The organism is Enterobacter sp. RHBSTW-00994, assembly GCF_013782625.1.
Lineage (GTDB): Bacteria > Pseudomonadota > Gammaproteobacteria > Enterobacterales > Enterobacteriaceae > Enterobacter.
Map to the genome: position 1 here is coordinate 3,020,692 of NZ_CP056199.1, position 16,179 is coordinate 3,036,870.

The 16,179-nt window shown below is 52.1% G+C and carries 15 protein-coding genes, 1 pseudogene and 1 other annotated feature; of the genes and pseudogenes, 11 read left to right on the plus strand and 5 right to left on the minus strand.

Translation table 11 applies throughout. From position 1 onward, the window contains the following. Positions 1 to 64 precede the first annotated feature (64 nt). Positions 65 to 1,237 (minus strand): serine-type D-Ala-D-Ala carboxypeptidase DacD, encoded by a 1,173-nt coding sequence (dacD, locus tag HV346_RS14610; protein ID WP_181623797.1) that lies wholly within the window; start codon positions 1,235 to 1,237, stop codon positions 65 to 67. A gap of 204 nt (positions 1,238 to 1,441) precedes the next feature. Between dacD and sbcB the strand changes: the two genes are divergently transcribed. Beyond that, positions 1,442 to 2,866 (plus strand): exodeoxyribonuclease I, encoded by a 1,425-nt coding sequence (sbcB, locus tag HV346_RS14615; protein WP_181620025.1) that lies wholly within the window; start codon positions 1,442 to 1,444, stop codon positions 2,864 to 2,866. Between the two features lie 57 nt (positions 2,867 to 2,923). Here sbcB and HV346_RS14620 read toward each other — a convergent pair whose 3' ends face one another. The 3 genes and pseudogenes from HV346_RS14620 to HV346_RS14635 all read right to left on the minus strand — a co-directional run bounded on the left by HV346_RS14620 (position 2,924) and on the right by HV346_RS14635 (position 6,353). Next, positions 2,924 to 4,285, minus strand: coding sequence for an APC family permease (locus tag HV346_RS14620; RefSeq protein ID WP_181620026.1), 1,362 nt, complete (start codon positions 4,283 to 4,285; stop codon positions 2,924 to 2,926). Between the two features lie 217 nt (positions 4,286 to 4,502). Continuing rightward, positions 4,503 to 5,487, minus strand: a pseudogene (locus tag HV346_RS14630) (LysR family transcriptional regulator). A 41-nt stretch (positions 5,488 to 5,528) separates the two neighbouring features. Next, entirely contained in the window at positions 5,529 to 6,353 is an 825-nt protein-coding gene (locus HV346_RS14635) for an SDR family oxidoreductase (protein ID WP_181620028.1), read from the minus strand. Positions 6,354 to 6,528: 175 nt separating this feature from the next. On the opposite strand from HV346_RS14635, the gene hisL reads away from it, so the two are divergent. The 10 genes from hisL (at position 6,529) to HV346_RS14685 (ending at position 14,899) form a co-directional block, all read left to right on the plus strand. Next, positions 6,529 to 6,579 carry a his operon leader peptide gene (gene hisL / locus HV346_RS14640; RefSeq protein WP_001364200.1) on the plus strand — a complete coding sequence of 17 codons (51 nt, stop codon included), beginning with the start codon at positions 6,529 to 6,531 and terminating at the stop codon, positions 6,577 to 6,579. Further along, positions 6,555 to 6,678 (plus strand) — a sequence feature (His leader region). Its footprint overlaps the gene before it by 25 nt. A 45-nt stretch (positions 6,679 to 6,723) precedes the next feature. Continuing rightward, positions 6,724 to 7,623: an ATP phosphoribosyltransferase gene (hisG, locus tag HV346_RS14645; protein WP_181620029.1), complete on the plus strand. Its 900-nt coding sequence runs from the start codon at positions 6,724 to 6,726 to the stop codon at positions 7,621 to 7,623. Between the two features lie 5 nt (positions 7,624 to 7,628). Then, positions 7,629 to 8,933: a histidinol dehydrogenase gene (gene hisD, locus HV346_RS14650; RefSeq protein WP_181620030.1), complete on the plus strand. Its 1,305-nt coding sequence runs from the start codon at positions 7,629 to 7,631 to the stop codon at positions 8,931 to 8,933. Beyond that, positions 8,930 to 9,991, plus strand: a complete 1,062-nt coding sequence (hisC, locus tag HV346_RS14655) for a histidinol-phosphate transaminase (protein ID WP_181620031.1) — start codon at positions 8,930 to 8,932, stop codon at positions 9,989 to 9,991. The genes hisD and hisC overlap by 4 nt, the downstream gene beginning before the upstream one ends. Further along, positions 9,988 to 11,055 carry a bifunctional histidinol-phosphatase/imidazoleglycerol-phosphate dehydratase HisB gene (hisB, locus tag HV346_RS14660; protein WP_181620032.1) on the plus strand — a complete coding sequence of 356 codons (1,068 nt, stop codon included), beginning with the start codon at positions 9,988 to 9,990 and terminating at the stop codon, positions 11,053 to 11,055. Before hisC ends, hisB begins: the two co-directional genes overlap by 4 nt. Further along, positions 11,055 to 11,645, plus strand: a complete 591-nt coding sequence (hisH, locus tag HV346_RS14665; RefSeq protein WP_181620033.1) for an imidazole glycerol phosphate synthase subunit HisH — start codon at positions 11,055 to 11,057, stop codon at positions 11,643 to 11,645. Before hisB ends, hisH begins: the two co-directional genes overlap by 1 nt. Then, positions 11,645 to 12,382: a 1-(5-phosphoribosyl)-5-[(5-phosphoribosylamino)methylideneamino]imidazole-4-carboxamide isomerase gene (hisA, locus tag HV346_RS14670; protein ID WP_181620034.1), complete on the plus strand. Its 738-nt coding sequence runs from the start codon at positions 11,645 to 11,647 to the stop codon at positions 12,380 to 12,382. The genes hisH and hisA overlap by 1 nt, the downstream gene beginning before the upstream one ends. Next, positions 12,364 to 13,140: an imidazole glycerol phosphate synthase subunit HisF gene (gene hisF / locus HV346_RS14675; RefSeq protein WP_181620035.1), complete on the plus strand. Its 777-nt coding sequence runs from the start codon at positions 12,364 to 12,366 to the stop codon at positions 13,138 to 13,140. The genes hisA and hisF overlap by 19 nt, the downstream gene beginning before the upstream one ends. After that, positions 13,134 to 13,745: a bifunctional phosphoribosyl-AMP cyclohydrolase/phosphoribosyl-ATP diphosphatase HisIE gene (gene hisIE, locus HV346_RS14680; RefSeq protein WP_181620036.1), complete on the plus strand. Its 612-nt coding sequence runs from the start codon at positions 13,134 to 13,136 to the stop codon at positions 13,743 to 13,745. Before hisF ends, hisIE begins: the two co-directional genes overlap by 7 nt. A 149-nt stretch (positions 13,746 to 13,894) precedes the next feature. Beyond that, positions 13,895 to 14,899, plus strand: coding sequence for an NAD-dependent epimerase (locus tag HV346_RS14685; protein ID WP_181620037.1), 1,005 nt, complete (start codon positions 13,895 to 13,897; stop codon positions 14,897 to 14,899). Positions 14,900 to 14,950: 51 nt separating this feature from the next. Here HV346_RS14685 and ugd read toward each other — a convergent pair whose 3' ends face one another. Continuing rightward, complete coding sequence (gene ugd / locus HV346_RS14690) at positions 14,951 to 16,117, minus strand: UDP-glucose 6-dehydrogenase (protein WP_181620038.1); 1,167 nt, start codon at positions 16,115 to 16,117, stop codon at positions 14,951 to 14,953. Positions 16,118 to 16,179 lie beyond the last annotated feature (62 nt).

Below are 16,179 nucleotides of genomic sequence, written 5' to 3' on the forward strand. Positions count from 1 at the left end.
AGTGTTTATTATGTGAGCAGACTCGCAACCTTGCCAGTCTGCTCGGCAGTAGGAAGGCGGATAGTCAGATTTTGTGGTGCAGATAGTCGCTCAGTCGCGAGAACATACCGCCCTTATCCACCCCTTCCAGCGTGACCAACGGCCAGTGCGCCACAACCTTATCGCGGTCATACAACTGAATTTCCCCGACTCTCTGATGGGCGGCAATTGGGGCTTCAAGCTCTTTTCTATCCAGCACGTATTTGGCCTTTATGTTTGGCACTTCTGCTTTCGGTAATGCGAGCCAGAAATCCTGATCTGTCCCCAGCGTAACCTGCTCTTTATCGCCATACCAGATGCGCTCGGTTCCCACTTGCTTGCCGCTATGCAGGATCTGTACGGTATCGAAATTCTGCTGGCCCCAGTGCAATAATTTACGAGCCTGATCTTCACGTCCTTTCGGGCTATCCGCCCCCATCACCACGGCAATCAGACGACGCTGGCCATCAACCGCTGAAGCAATCAGATTAAAGCCCGCGCCTGAGGTGTGGCCCGTTTTAAGACCATCGACATTCATCGTTTTGTCCCACAACAGACCATTGCGGTTCTGCTGGGTTATCCCATTCCAGGTCAGGCTCTTTTCACTGTACATGTGGTAAAACTCAGGCTCTCCGTGAATGATTGCCCGTGAAAGCACTGCCAGGTCATAGGCAGAACTGTGCTGCCCCGGCGCATCAAGGCCGTGTACCGTTTCAAAGTGCGTATCTCGCAGATTCAGCTTCTGAACATAATCATTCATCATGTTGACGAACTGCGGCTGCCCTCCGGCTACATGATCGGCTAACGCCACACACGCATCGTTACCGGAATCCACAATCAGACCACGGCTCAGATCGCGCACCGACACACGATCGCCGGGTTTCAGGAACATCAGGGAAGAACCGTCAAATACCGGGTTACCTTTTGCCCAGGCGTCACGGCCAACGGTAACAATATCGTCCGGGGTAATACGATGGCTATCAATAGCGCGATCGACAACATATCCCGTCATTAGCTTGGTAAGGCTCGCCGGATTGCGTTGTTGATGCTCGTTGCCCGCAGTCAGGATTTGACCTGTGGTGTAATCCATCAGCACCCACGCCCCCGCCTGAATAGCAGGCGGCTGCGGTGAAAAATCCAGGGGTTCGACAGCCAGTGCAGATGAGATACTCGAAGCGAGTAAAGAAACAGCAATAAACAGACGGCGTTTCAACGGTATATCCTCAGGTCATTTAAAATCGTTGACCTTTTTACGGGACTTCTGATGTCGTTACCTGCCTTAATTGCAAAAAAATGTGACAAAGAGCGTGTTTTTATCTGAAGACGCCTCGCAAATTTCATGCCTGAGGGCGCTTTTTATTCGGTCTGCCCGGTGCGATCGTTTACCATAGAGGCGTCACTTTTTAACAGGATGGTATTACTGGTGTCTGACTCCGCCGCGCGCCCAACATTTTTATTCCACGATTATGAAACCTTTGGCACTCACCCGGCACTGGACCGCCCTGCACAGTTTGCTGCCATCCGTACCGACGCTGATTTCAACATCATTGGCGAGCCTGAAGTCTTTTACTGCAAACCCGCAGATGACTACCTGCCACAACCAGGTGCAGTTATGGTTACCGGCATTACGCCGCAAGAAGCGCGCGAAAAAGGCGTCAGCGAAGCCGAGTTTGCGCGCCGCATTCATGGCCTGTTTACCGTGCCAAATACCTGCATAGTGGGCTACAACAACATCCGCTTTGACGATGAAGTGACGCGCAATATTTTTTATCGCAACTTCTACGATCCTTACGCCTGGAGCTGGCAAAACCGTAATTCTCGCTGGGATCTGCTGGACATCATGCGAGCCTGCTACGCCTTGCGACCTGAAGGAATCAACTGGCCGGAAAACGACGACGGATTGCCCAGCTTCAGGCTTGAGCATCTGACGCGCGCCAATGGGATCGAACACGGTAATGCGCACGATGCCATGGCCGACGTTTATGCCACCATCGCGATGGCGAAACGGGTGAAAACAGCCCAGCCGCGCCTGTTTGAGTATCTGTTAAGCCACCGCAGCAAACAGAAACTCACCACGCTGATTGACGTTCCGCAGATGAAACCGCTGGTACATATTTCAGGTATGTTCGGTGCGTGGCGGGGTAACACCAGTTGGGTGGCCCCACTCGCCTGGCATCCTGACAATCGTAATGCCGTCATCATGGTCGATTTAGCGGGTGATATTTCCCCTCTGCTGGAACTCAACAGCGATCAACTCCGCGAGCGGCTTTACACCCCGAAAAGCGAACTGGGAGATGCAGTCGCAGTGCCACTGAAACTGGTGCACATCAACAAATGCCCGGTTCTGGCACAAGCCAATACCCTGCGCCCGGAAGATGCGGACAGACTGGGGATTAACCGTCAACACTGTCTCGATAACCTGAAAGTGCTGCGTGATAACCCGCAAGTGCGAGAAAAAGCGGTGGCTATTTTTGCTGAGGCAGAACCCTTTGTTCCCTCTGAAAACGTGGATGCACAACTTTATAACGGCTTCTTTAGCGACGCTGACCGCGCAGCCATGGCAATTGTTTTGCAAACAGAGCCACGTAATTTACCGGCGCTGGATATCAGCTTTGCCGATAGTCGTATTGAAAAGTTGATGTTCAATTACCGGGCGCGTAATTATCCCGGTACGCTCGATGAAGCAGAACAAGAACGGTGGTTGCAGCATCGCCGGAACGTCTTTACTCCGGATTTTTTGCACCGTTATGCCGAAGAACTGGAAATGCTCTACACACAGTATGAAGGGAATGCGGAAAAGCAGACGCTGCTGAAAGCCCTGTATCAGTATGCTCAGGAAATTGTGTAAACCATTTAGGCATAAAAAAACCGGAGACGTTGTCTCCGGTTTTTTTTACTGCGCTTGTTACTGCGCGATATCTTCGTACTGAGGAACCGGGTTACGGAAGCTCTTCGTGACACAAGCCAGATACACCAGGCCAATAGCGCCCCAGATAAGACCCAGAATCATGGAGCTTTCTTCCAGGTTAATCCACAACGCACCAACCGTCAGAGCCCCACATACCGGCAACACCAGGTAGTTGAAGTGGTCTTTCAGCGTTTTGTTGCGCTTCTCACGGATCCAGAACTGGGAGATCACAGAGAGGTTAACAAAGGTAAAGGCCACCAGCGCACCAAAGTTAATCAGTGCCGTTGCGGTTACCAGGTCAAACTTAATAGCCAGCAGCGCAATAACACCCACCAGCAACACGTTCCACGCCGGAGTACGCCATTTCGGATGAACGTAACCAAAGAAGCGAGTTGGGAACACGCCATCACGTCCCATCACGTACATCAGACGAGAGACGCCCGCATGTGCCGCCATACCGGATGCCAGAACGGTTACGCTGGAGAAGATCAGCACGCCCCACTGGAAGGTTTTACCCGCAACATACAGCATGATTTCAGGCTGTGATGCATCCGGATCTTTAAAGCGAGAGATATCCGGGAAGTACAGTTGCAGGAAGTAAGATGCGCCGATAAACACCAGACCACCGATAAGCGCCGTCAGGAAGATAGCTTTCGGGATCACGCGTTCAGCATCTTTGGTTTCTTCGGACAGCGAAGAGATACCGTCGAAGCCCAGGAACGAGAAGCACAGAATAGTCGCACCGGTAATCATCGGCACAACGTGTGCGCCTTCAGACCAGAATGGACGCGTACTGGTCAGCGTACCTGCACCTTCACCGTGAGCCACACCATAAATAATCAGGCCAACGATAACCGCTACAATCCCCATCTGCAGAATCACGATCAGGGTATTGAAGTTCGCCACAGTCTTGATGCTGCGCAGGTTAGAGATGGTCATAAAGGCCACCAGTGCGACAACAAAGATCCACGACGGAACAGAAGGCACAAGCGCTTCAAAGTAAATTTTTGCCAGCAGAATGTTGATCATCGGCATGAACAGGTAGTCCAGCAGAGATGACCAGCCCACCATAAAGCCGACAGCCGGGCTAATGGATTTCTGAGCATAAGTGTACGCAGAGCCTGCAGACGGGAAACGGCGAACCAGTTTACCGTAGCTCAACGCCGTAAAGAGAATGGCGACCAGCGCAAAGGCATAAGCCGTCGCAACGTGACCGTCAGTGAGGCCTGAGACGATACCAAACGTATCGAACAGCGTCATCGGCTGCATATAGGCAAGGCCCATCATAACAACCGGAATCAACGTAAGCGTTTTACGTAATTCCACGCGAGAGGTTTTTGGAGTAGCGTTATGCGACATGGTTATTCCCCTTTACGGTGAACACCGCCACGTAAGCAAAAAATTGCCCCATTTTCTGGATTCCTCAGCGACAACAACTGTCGGATTTTAGTAAATATCTATCCGGTACGAAGCCCGGCCTCTTGGTTTTTAGTTTCGTTTCGTACATGCAAAAAAAAATAACCGACGCCTTTTATATCGTCGATTATTCATTTGTTTGCAGCGGCGGCATTTTGCCCTATTCCGGATACAAAAGGCAATAGATTGATAAGGCCATCCACATTTTCTTTTTTCTAACTGACTGATTTATCAACACCTGCCTGAGCATACACAGCAGCAATAGCACTATTTGCTAAAATCTCATCCCGCCACCATGCACTGGCAAGCCCGGCCGTTTGTTCATTCCAGCCAACCCATACTGACTCATTATTACTTTGCGCCATCACCTGTTTTTCAACCAATGCACCAGACTCAATAAACCGCTGAGCTAAATAGCGCGGCAGATAACCGCACCCCAGCCCGCTTATTTGCAGTTCCAGTTTAGTTTTAAAATCGAATACCGTAATGGCTTCCTGGTCGTCCAGCAGTTGTGAAGAAACCGCATATTCCTGACGCGAGCTGTCGCCCACGACAATGGCACGAAAGCCTTTCAGGATCCGACGGTTAATCGGCTCCGGCTCATGGGCCAACGGGTGGTGTGGTGCGACGACAAAGACCTGTTCGAGCACACCCAGACGAGCAAAGCCAAAATCACTCAACTGGGGAGGTTCGTGCAGCGCACCGACGATAATATCCGCTCTCCCCTGGGTTAATGCATCCCACGAGCCACCCAGGACGCCATTAATGAAGATCAAACGCGTCACACTATGACGTTGATAAAAAGCTTCGATAAGTGGGGTCAGGAGGGAAAAGGGAAACGTATCATCAACGCCAATCACCAGTTGATTTTCCCATCCCTGGTGAAGTTTAACCGCCTGCTTTTCCAGCTCACGAACCGTATGAAGCACTTCACGCCCTTTCTCCAGCAGCATCTGGCCAGTACGGGTAAAACGCGCACGGTGACCTGAGCGGTCCAGAATCTGGATATTTAAATCGCTTTCAAGTTTATGGACGGTATAACTCAGCGCCGAAGGCGTTTTAAAGAGCTTTGCTGACGCCGCAGCAAAGCTCCCCTCTTTTTCCAGCGCATCGAGAATAATAAGAACATCCAGCAGCGGTTTCATTTTCGCCCCCTGGCGGCGTGCGATCGTCTCCGCTGTGGACATTATTCCATGGGCATCACCAGCGGGTCGGGATACTGATACTCAAATCCCAGTTCATGGCAAATACGATTACCATCAATGAGTTTGCCTTTTCCCTCACCCAGGGCATCACCAAAATAAGGCGGTGTCAAACCAAGCTGGCGTGCCATCAGTGGATAAAAAGTACTGCGTGATGGATGGGAAGGCGCACATATATTATAGATGTGTCCCCCTTTTGGAGCCTGAAGGAGTAACGTAATTGCGCCAATCACATCTTCAAGATGCACAAGATTGACGCCATGCTGTCCATCAGGCGCTGATTTTCCGGCAAAGAAACGCCCGGGATGTCGTCCCGGCCCCACCAGTCCAGCCAGACGCAAAATATCAACCTGAGTGCCAGGAAGATTATGCAACCAGTCTTCCAGTTCCTTGAGAACCCGGCCACTCGCCGTCACCGGATGGCGAGCGGTGCTCTCTTTCACGCTCCCGTCAATATCACCGTATACCGATGTTGAGCTGGTGAAGATAATGCGGGGAATGTGATGTGCCAGCGCACTGTCAACGATTTCCTGAACGGCCTGCAGGTAAAACGATTCACCCGGCCCGCTCCGTCGCGCCGGCAGCGTAATGACCAGCGCATCCACGTTCATTAACGCATCCAGATCGTCAGCATCACATACCAGTTCAGGTTCAAGACGCAAGGCGATACTCTCGATGCCGCACATTCGCGCCGCTTCAACACCATCCGTCGTGGTTTTACTTCCGGTGACTTGCCAGCCTTTCGCTGCTAATGACATCGCCAGCGGCATACCTAACCATCCCAGACCGACAATCGCGACCTTTTTCATGCGAGTTCTCCTGACTTTCATACGTCTGTCTTAAGGCTACGCCAGCCCTGCTGAACTGACAATTCATAGCATCAATATGAAATGAATTAATGATCAAAAAAAGCCCTTGCTTTATGTCACACAAGTGGTTTACGTTAAAAGACATCACATGAATAAGCATTCATCGAGAACATATATGACACGCGTTCAATTTAAACACCACCATCATCACCATCATCCTGACTAGTCTTTCAGGCGATGTGTGCTGGAAGACATTCAGATCTTCCAGTGGTGCGAGAACGCAAGAGAGAGCCCCCGGAAGATCATCTTCCGGGGGCTTTTTTTTGGACCGCGTTCAGACAGTTTAAAACAGGTTAACGAGGAACACAGAATGTTAGATAACGCACGTTTACGCATAGCTATTCAAAAATCAGGCCGTCTGAGCGACGATTCACGCGAACTGCTGGCCCGCTGCGGGATTAAAATCAACCTGCACACCCAGCGTCTGATCGCCCTGGCTGAAAATATGCCCATCGATATTCTGCGTGTACGTGACGACGATATCCCGGGCCTGGTCATGGATGGCGTCGTCGACCTCGGTATCATTGGCGAAAACGTGCTGGAAGAAGAGTTACTGACCCGCCGCGCTCAGGGAGAAGATCCGCGCTATTTCACGCTGCGTCGTCTGGACTTCGGCGGCTGCCGTTTGTCGCTGGCCACGCCGGTGGATGAAGCATGGGATGGTCCGGCAGCCCTGAAGGGTAAACGCATTGCAACCTCCTACCCTCACCTGCTCAAACGTTACCTGGATCAAAAAGGCGTACAGTTTAAATCCTGCTTGCTGAACGGTTCCGTCGAGGTCGCTCCTCGCGCCGGACTGGCAGATGCCATTTGTGACCTGGTATCGACCGGTGCAACGCTTGAAGCCAACGGCCTGCGCGAAGTGGAAGTAATTTACCGCTCCAAAGCCTGTCTTATCCAGCGCGATGGCGAAATGGCCGACGCCAAACAGCAGCTCATCGATAAGTTGCTGACCCGTATTCAGGGTGTAATTCAGGCACGTGAATCCAAATACATAATGATGCACGCACCAACCGAACGTCTCGACGACGTGGTTGCTCTGTTGCCGGGTGCGGAGCGCCCAACGATCCTGCCGCTGGCGGGTGACCAGCAGCGCGTGGCAATGCACATGGTCAGCAGCGAGACTCTGTTCTGGGAAACCATGGAAAAACTGAAAGCACTGGGAGCCAGCTCTATTCTGGTGCTGCCAATCGAGAAGATGATGGAGTAACCGCCATGAGCTTTAACACCCTTATCGACTGGAACACCTGTAACGAAGCACAGCAGAAAGCGCTGCTGATGCGCCCGGCGATATCCGCCTCAGAGAGCATAACCCGCACCGTGTCTGACATTCTCGATAACGTCAAAAGCCGGGGTGACGACGCGCTGCGTGAATACAGTGCAAAATTCGATAAAATCGACGTTAGCGTATTAAAAGTGACCGACCAGGAAATCATCGATGCCAGCAATCGTCTGGGGGATGAGATCAAACAGGCCATGGCTGTTGCGGTTAAAAACATTGATACCTTCCACACGGCGCAAAAACTGCAGTCCGTGGATGTGGAAACCCTGCCAGGCGTGCGTTGCCAGCAGGTAACCCGCCCTGTAGCCTCCGTAGGCTTGTATATTCCGGGCGGCTCTGCGCCACTGTTTTCTACCGTATTAATGCTGGCGACACCGGCGCGTATTGCCGGTTGCCAGAAAGTGGTGCTGTGCTCCCCACCACCGATTGCCGATGAAATCCTCTATGCCGCCAAACTGTGCGGAGTGCAGGACGTCTTTAAAGTCGGCGGCGCGCAGGCCATTTCCGCCCTCGCCTTCGGCACTGCGTCAGTTCCTAAAGTGGACAAAATTTTTGGTCCTGGGAATGCGTTTGTCACGGAAGCCAAACGTCAGGTCAGCCAGCGTCTTGATGGCGCAGCCATTGATATGCCTGCCGGGCCGTCGGAAGTTCTGGTCATTGCCGACAGCGGTGCAACACCGAATTTTGTCGCCTCGGATCTGTTATCACAAGCCGAACACGGACCTGACTCGCAGGTTATTTTACTCACGCCAGATGCCGACATGGCAAAACGTGTGGGTGAAGCGGTTGAACGTCAACTTGCCGATCTGCCACGTGCGGATACCGCTCGTCAGGCGTTATCCGCGAGCCGCCTGATTGTGGCACGCGATCTTGACCAGTGTATTGCCATTTCTAACCAGTATGGTCCGGAGCATCTGATCATCCAGACCCGTAACGCACGTGAGTTGGTCGACAACATTACCAGCGCAGGGTCTGTTTTCCTGGGCGACTGGTCACCTGAATCCGCAGGCGATTATGCATCCGGGACAAACCACGTCTTGCCGACATATGGTTATACCTCGACCTGCTCAAGCCTCGGACTCGCGGATTTCCAGAAACGCATGACGGTGCAGGAACTCTCCCGCGAAGGGTTTGCATCACTGGCCTCCACAATTGAAACGCTGGCCGCAGCAGAACGACTGACTGCCCACAAAAACGCTGTGACGCTGCGTGTCGCAGCCCTGAAGGAGCAAGCATGAGCATTGAAGAATTAGCACGCGAAAATGTCCGTCAACTGACTCCATATCAGTCAGCGCGTCGTTTGGGCGGTAACGGTGATGTCTGGCTGAATGCCAACGAATTTCCGACAGCTGTGGAATTTCAACTGTCACAACAAACACTGAACCGTTATCCGGAGTGCCAGCCGAAAGCAGTCATTGCCAATTATGCCCAGTACGCTGGCGTTAAACCTGAGCAAGTGTTGGTCAGTCGTGGGGCCGATGAAGGCATTGAATTACTGATCCGTGCCTTCTGCGAGCCGGGTCAGGATGCAGTGATGTACTGCCAGCCGACGTACGGCATGTACAGTGTGAGTGCCGAGACTTTCGGCGTGGCATGTCGCAACGTGCTGGCACTCGATGACTGGCAGCTCGATCTGAAAGGCATTGCCGAAAATCTTGATGGCGTAAAAGTGGTGTTTGTCTGTAGCCCGAATAACCCGACCGGGCAGATCATCAACCCGCAGGACATTCGCACATTACTGGAGATGACCCGTGGTAAGGCCCTGGTCGTCGCCGACGAGGCCTATATTGAATTTTGCCCGCAGGCGTCGCTGGCGGGCTGGCTTGAAGAGTATCCTCACCTGGTAGTCTTGCGTACGCTGTCAAAAGCTTTTGCTCTTGCGGGCCTGCGTTGTGGCTTCACGCTGGCAAATAAAGAGGTCATCGACCTGCTGATGAAGGTGATTGCCCCGTATCCACTCTCCACGCCGGTTGCAGATATTGCGGCACAGGCACTTGCCCCGCAGGGGATCAGTGCCATGCGGGAACGTGTGGCGCAAATCCTGACTGAACGTCAGTACCTGGTTGATGCGTTGCAAGCGATCCCCTGCGTGGAGCAGGTTTTCGACTCCGAAACCAATTACATCCTGGTGCGCTTTATTGCCTCCAGCACAGTATTTAAATCGCTGTGGGATCAGGGCATTATCTTACGAGACCAAAATAAACAACCTTCATTAAGCGGCTGTTTGCGTATTACTGTAGGCACACGGGCAGAGAGCCAGCGCGTTATTGACGCTCTGAAAGCGGAGAAAGTATGAGTCAGAAGACCCTTTTTATCGATCGCGACGGAACGATTATTTCCGAGCCACCAACGGATTATCAGGTTGATCGCTTCGACAAGCTGGCTTTTGAAGCCGACGTTATTCCCGTGCTGCTCAAATTACAGAAAGCCGGATTTAAGCTGGTCATGATTACCAATCAGGACGGTCTGGGTACTGATAGCTTCCCGCAGGCTGATTTTGACGGCCCGCATAATCTGATGATGCAGATCCTCTCCTCCCAGGGTGTGGAATTTGATGAGGTGCTGATTTGTCCGCATCTTCCGGCAGACAATTGCGACTGTCGGAAGCCAAAGGTGAAACTGGTCGAACGTTATCTGGCAGACACCTTCCTGGACAAAGCCAACAGTTATGTCATTGGGGATCGTGCCACCGACATCACACTGGCCGAAAACATGGGTATTGCAGGCCTGCGTTACAACCGTGCGGATCTCAACTGGGCAATGATTGGCGAGCAACTGACGAAGCGTGACCGCTTCTCACATGTTGAACGCAATACCAAAGAGACACAAATTGACGTGAAAGTCTGGCTCGACCGTGAAGGCGGCAGCAAGATCCACACGGGTGTGGGCTTCTTTGACCACATGCTGGATCAGATTGCCACTCATGGTGGTTTTCGCATGGAAATCGCCGTCAAAGGCGACCTCTATATTGACGATCACCACACCGTGGAAGATACCGGTCTGGCATTAGGCGAAGCGCTGAAACTGGCCCTGGGCGACAAACGCGGAATTAACCGTTTCGGTTTTGTCCTGCCCATGGATGAATGCCTGGCACGCTGTGCGCTGGATATCTCTGGCCGCCCTCACCTGGAATACAAAGCAGATTTCACCTACCAGCGTGTGGGTGACCTCAGTACCGAAATGGTTGAGCATTTCTTCCGTTCGCTTTCCTATACCATGGGCCTGACGCTGCACCTGAAAACCAAAGGCAAAAACGATCACCACCGTGTCGAAAGCCTGTTCAAAGCGTTTGGCCGGACCTTACGTCAGGCAATCCGCGTGGAAGGTGATGCGCTGCCCTCGTCCAAAGGAGTCTTGTGATGAATGTGGTCATTCTGGATACCGGCTGCGCCAACCTGAACTCGGTAAAATCGGCAATTACACGTCATGGCTATGAGCCTGCCGTCAGCCGGGACCCTGACGTGGTGCTGCGCGCAGACAAGCTCTTTTTACCAGGTGTGGGTACGGCGCAGGCCGCAATGGATCAAATCCACGAGCGCGACCTGGCCGAACTGATTAAAGCCTGTACTCAGCCCGTACTCGGGATCTGCCTCGGCATGCAATTGCTGGGTCGTCGCAGCGAAGAGAGTCACGGCGTGAACCTGCTTGGCATCATTGAAGAAGATGTCCCCAAAATGGTTGATCACGGTCTGCCCCTGCCGCACATGGGCTGGAACCGTGTTTATCCAAAAGCCGGTGATCGACTGTTCCGGGGTATTGAGGATGGCGCTTACTTTTACTTCGTACACAGTTACGCCATGCCGGTTAATCCGTACACCATTGCCCAGTGCAACTACGGCGAACCATTCACCGCTGCCGTTCAGAAAGATAATTTCTTCGGCGTGCAGTTTCACCCGGAACGCTCCGGCTCAGCGGGTGCACAACTGCTGAAAAACTTCCTGGAGATGTGATGATTATTCCTGCGTTAGATTTGATTGACGGCACGGTCGTGCGACTCCATCAGGGCGATTATGCCCAACAGCGCGACTACGGTAACGATCCGCTGCCACGCTTGCAGGATTACGCCGCCCAGGGGGCTGAGGTGCTGCACCTGGTTGACCTGACGGGCGCAAAAGACCCGGCTAAACGTCAGATCCCGTTACTCAAAAAGCTTGTGGCCGGTGTGAATGTCCCGGTGCAGGTTGGCGGCGGCGTACGTACAGAAGAGGATGTTGCGGCCCTGCTTGACGCTGGTGTTGCGCGCGTGGTGGTCGGCTCGACTGCCGTAAAAAATCCTGAGCAGGTCAAAGGCTGGTTCCGCCGTTTTGGTGCGGATGCGCTGGTTCTGGCGCTCGATGTTCGCATTGACGAACAAGGCAACAAGCAGGTTGCGGTCAGCGGCTGGCAGGAAAACTCCGGCGTGACGCTGGAAGCGCTCGTGGATATTTATCTCCCCGTTGGCCTGAAGCATGTTCTTTGTACCGATATCTCCCGCGATGGCACGCTGGCGGGTTCTAACGTCTCACTGTATGAAGAAGTTTGTGCTCGCTATCCCCAGGTGGCATTCCAGTCATCCGGTGGCATTGGTGATATTGCCGATGTTGCCGCATTACGAGGGACTGGCGTTCGCGGTGTGATTGTTGGACGCGCCTTGCTGGAAGGAAAATTTACTGTGACGGAGGCGATTCAATGCTGGCAAAACGGATAATCCCTTGTCTTGATGTACGCGATGGTCAGGTAGTTAAAGGCGTACAGTTCCGTAATCACGAAATTATTGGTGACATTGTCCCACTGGCAAAACGCTATGCTGACGAAGGTGCTGATGAGCTGGTGTTTTACGATATCACGGCCTCCAGTGATGGCCGTGTCGTGGATAAAAGCTGGGTCGCGCGCGTGGCGGAAGTGATCGACATTCCGTTTTGTGTCGCCGGTGGCATTAAGTCTGCAGAAGACGCGGCCAAAATTCTCTCTTTTGGTGCAGATAAAATTTCGATCAACTCCCCTGCGCTGGCGGACCCGACGTTAATTACCCGCCTGGCTGACCGTTTTGGCGTTCAGTGCATTGTGGTTGGTATCGATACATGGTTCGACGCTGCGACAGGCAAATACCACGTTAATCAGTACACCGGCGACGAGAGCCGGACACGCGTGACGCAGTGGGAAACGCTGGACTGGGTGCAGGAAGTACAGAAACGCGGTGCAGGTGAAATTGTTCTGAATATGATGAATCAGGATGGTGTTCGCAACGGTTACGATCTTGAGCAGTTGAGCAAAGTACGTGCCGTTTGCCATGTTCCGCTGATCGCCTCTGGCGGTGCGGGAACGATGGAGCACTTCCTGGAAGCCTTCCGTGACGCTAACGTAGACGGCGCGCTGGCCGCGTCCGTGTTCCACAAGCAGATTATTAATATTGGTGAGTTAAAAACGTACCTGGCAAACCAGGGCGTGGAGATTAGGGTATGTTAACAGAGCAACAACAGGCACAACTGGACTGGGAAAAAACGGACGGATTATTGCCCGTGGTTGTACAGCACGCTGTTTCGGGTGAAGTGCTGATGCTGGGTTACATGAACCAGAATGCGCTGGCAACAACCCTCAGCAGCGGGAAAGTGACCTTTTTCTCGCGCACAAAACAGCGCCTGTGGACCAAAGGCGAAACGTCTGGTCACTTCCTCAACGTCGTAAGCATTACGCCTGACTGCGATAACGATACGCTGTTGATTCTGGCCAACCCCATTGGGCCTACCTGTCACAAAGGCACAAGCAGCTGCTTTGGCAAAGCAAGCCACCAGTGGTTGTTCCTGTATCAACTGGAACAGTTGCTCGCAGAACGCAAAACGGCTGACCCGGCAAGTTCCTATACCGCGAAGCTGTATGCGAGTGGAACCAAGCGTATCGCGCAGAAAGTGGGGGAAGAAGGTGTTGAGACAGCACTGGCGGCGACCGTACGTGATCGGGATGAGTTAACCAATGAAGCCTCTGATCTTATCTACCATCTTCTGGTGCTGTTGCAGGATCAGGAGCTGGATTTAACCACCGTGATTGAGAATCTTCGCAAGCGCCACAAGTAAGCATCACTTCCGTGGGGAGACCAGTGCTCCCCCCTTCCCCAGAATAAAGCAGTTATCATTCCCTCCCGGAGCAGGTATCATCGGCCAACAGATTTGACGTTCTCGAAGAGTACGTTACGAGCTACGTATACTAAACATTGAGGTTGAAGATGAAATTTCTTGTCACCGGCGCGGCCGGCTTTATCGGTTCTCGCGTCTGCGAACGTCTCTTACAGGCGGGACATCAGGTTGTTGGGATGGATAACCTTAATGACTACTACGATGTTAATCTGAAACAGGCCCGACTTGATCTTCTGACATCTGACCATTTTACCTTCCATAAGCTTGATCTTGCCGATCGTGAAGGTATGGCGACGCTCTTTGCCCGCGAGAAATTTGACCGTGTCATTCATTTGGCTGCACAGGCTGGGGTACGTTACTCGCTGGAAAATCCTCACGCGTATGCAGATTCCAACCTGATTGGTCATCTTAACGTTCTGGAAGGTTGCCGCCATAACAAGGTACAACATCTTCTGTATGCCTCTTCCAGTTCGATTTACGGCCTCAACCGTAAAATGCCATTCTCGACGGATGATTCAGTGGACCATCCAGTGTCGCTCTATGCTGCCACCAAAAAAGCAAATGAGCTGATGTCGCACACCTACTCTCACCTTTACGATCTGCCAACCACTGGCCTGCGCTTCTTTACCGTCTATGGGCCATGGGGCCGTCCGGATATGGCACTGTTTAAGTTCACTAAGGCGATGATCGAAGGCAAAAGCATTGACGTCTATAACTACGGTAAAATGAAGCGAGACTTCACCTACATCGACGATATTGCCGAAGCGATTATGCGCCTGCAGGATGTTATCCCTCAGGCAGATCCTGACTGGACGGTGGAAACGGGCACACCGGCGAGCAGTTCTGCACCGTACCGCGTTTATAATATCGGTAACAGCTCACCCGTTGAATTGATGGATTACATCACTGCACTGGAAGAAGCGCTGGGAACAACGGCGATAAAAAATATGCTGCCTATTCAGCCAGGCGACGTGCTGGAAACCAGTGCCGATACTCAGCCACTGTTCGATGTGACGGGCTTTAAACCACAGACCTCGGTGAAAGAGGGCGTGAAGAATTTTGTGGAGTGGTACAGAGCGTTCTACAAGGTTTAATTTTTAAAATATACTCAAAAAAAAGCCCGGTATTACCGGGCTTTTTCATGCTTAATCGCTGCCAAACAGGTCGCGGGTGTAAACCTTATCCGCAACATCCGCCAGCTCTTCAGCCATACGGTTGGAGATGATGACATCCGCCTCTTTCTTAAACGCATCCAGATCGCGCACTACGCGGGAGTGGAAGAACTCATCTTCCTGCATCACCGGCTCATAAATAATGACCTGGACGCCCTTCGCCTTAATACGCTTCATGATGCCCTGAATGGACGAAGCACGGAAGTTATCGGAACCGCTCTTCATAATAAGACGGTAGACACCCACCACTTTCGGCTGTCGGGACAGAATTGAATCGGCGATGAAATCCTTACGCGTACGGTTCGCATCAACAATAGCGGAGATGATGTTATTCGGTACGGACTGGTAATTCGCCAGCAACTGCTTGGTATCTTTTGGCAGGCAATAACCGCCATAGCCAAACGACGGGTTGTTGTAGTGGTTACCAATGCGTGGGTCAAGACAGACGCCTTCGATGATCTGACGACTGTTCAGCCCCAGACTTTCTGCATAGCTGTCCAGCTCATTGAAATAAGCGACACGCATTGCAAGGTAAGTGTTGGCAAACAGTTTGATAGCTTCCGCTTCGGTTGAGTCGGTGAAGAGGGTTGGAATGTCTTTCTTAATTGCCCCTTCCTGCAACAGAGCAGCAAAACGTTCAGCACGCTCTGAACGCTCTCCGATGACGATGCGTGACGGGTTGAGGTTATCGAACAACGCACGACCTTCACGCAGGAATTCTGGCGAGAAGATAACATTATCGATGCCGTACTTCTCTTTAATGGATTGTGTAAAACCTACCGGAATGGTGGATTTAATGATCATAACCGCTTTTGGGTTGATCTCTGTAACATCGCGGATAACCGATTCCACGCTGGACGTATTGAAATAGTTATTCTTAGGGTCGTAATCCGTTGGGGTCGCAATGATCACATAGTCCGCATCACGATAAGCATCGAGCTTATCGGTCGTGGCACGGAAGTTTAGCGGCTTCGTCGCCAGGTACTCTTCAATCTCTTTATCTACAATCGGGGATTGCTTCTGATTCAGCATATCCACCTTGGCCTGCACGATATCGAGCGCAACAACTTCATGATTTTGCGCGATCAGGATACCGTTCGAGAGACCTACATAACCTGTACCGGAAATTGTTATTTTCATTCGCTAATGACTTCTCTGGGTTAACTGTAGAGATGGCCGTTTGACCATCACGATAATCAATA

Coding starts and splice junctions, on each gene's coding strand:
- HV346_RS14620 (WP_181620026.1), bottom strand. CDS start 4,285: ATGTCGCATAACGCTACTCCAAAAACCTCTCGCGTGGAATTACGTAAA.
- HV346_RS14635 (WP_181620028.1), bottom strand. CDS start 6,353: ATGAAAAAGGTCGCGATTGTCGGTCTGGGATGGTTAGGTATGCCGCTG.
- hisG (WP_181620029.1), top strand. CDS start 6,724: ATGTTAGATAACGCACGTTTACGCATAGCTATTCAAAAATCAGGCCGT.
- hisD (WP_181620030.1), top strand. CDS start 7,629: ATGAGCTTTAACACCCTTATCGACTGGAACACCTGTAACGAAGCACAG.
- hisC (WP_181620031.1), top strand. CDS start 8,930: ATGAGCATTGAAGAATTAGCACGCGAAAATGTCCGTCAACTGACTCCA.
- hisB (WP_181620032.1), top strand. CDS start 9,988: ATGAGTCAGAAGACCCTTTTTATCGATCGCGACGGAACGATTATTTCC.
- hisH (WP_181620033.1), top strand. CDS start 11,055: ATGAATGTGGTCATTCTGGATACCGGCTGCGCCAACCTGAACTCGGTA.
- hisA (WP_181620034.1), top strand. CDS start 11,645: ATGATTATTCCTGCGTTAGATTTGATTGACGGCACGGTCGTGCGACTC.
- hisF (WP_181620035.1), top strand. CDS start 12,364: ATGCTGGCAAAACGGATAATCCCTTGTCTTGATGTACGCGATGGTCAG.
- hisIE (WP_181620036.1), top strand. CDS start 13,134: ATGTTAACAGAGCAACAACAGGCACAACTGGACTGGGAAAAAACGGAC.
- HV346_RS14685 (WP_181620037.1), top strand. CDS start 13,895: ATGAAATTTCTTGTCACCGGCGCGGCCGGCTTTATCGGTTCTCGCGTC.
- ugd (WP_181620038.1), bottom strand. CDS start 16,117: ATGAAAATAACAATTTCCGGTACAGGTTATGTAGGTCTCTCGAACGGT.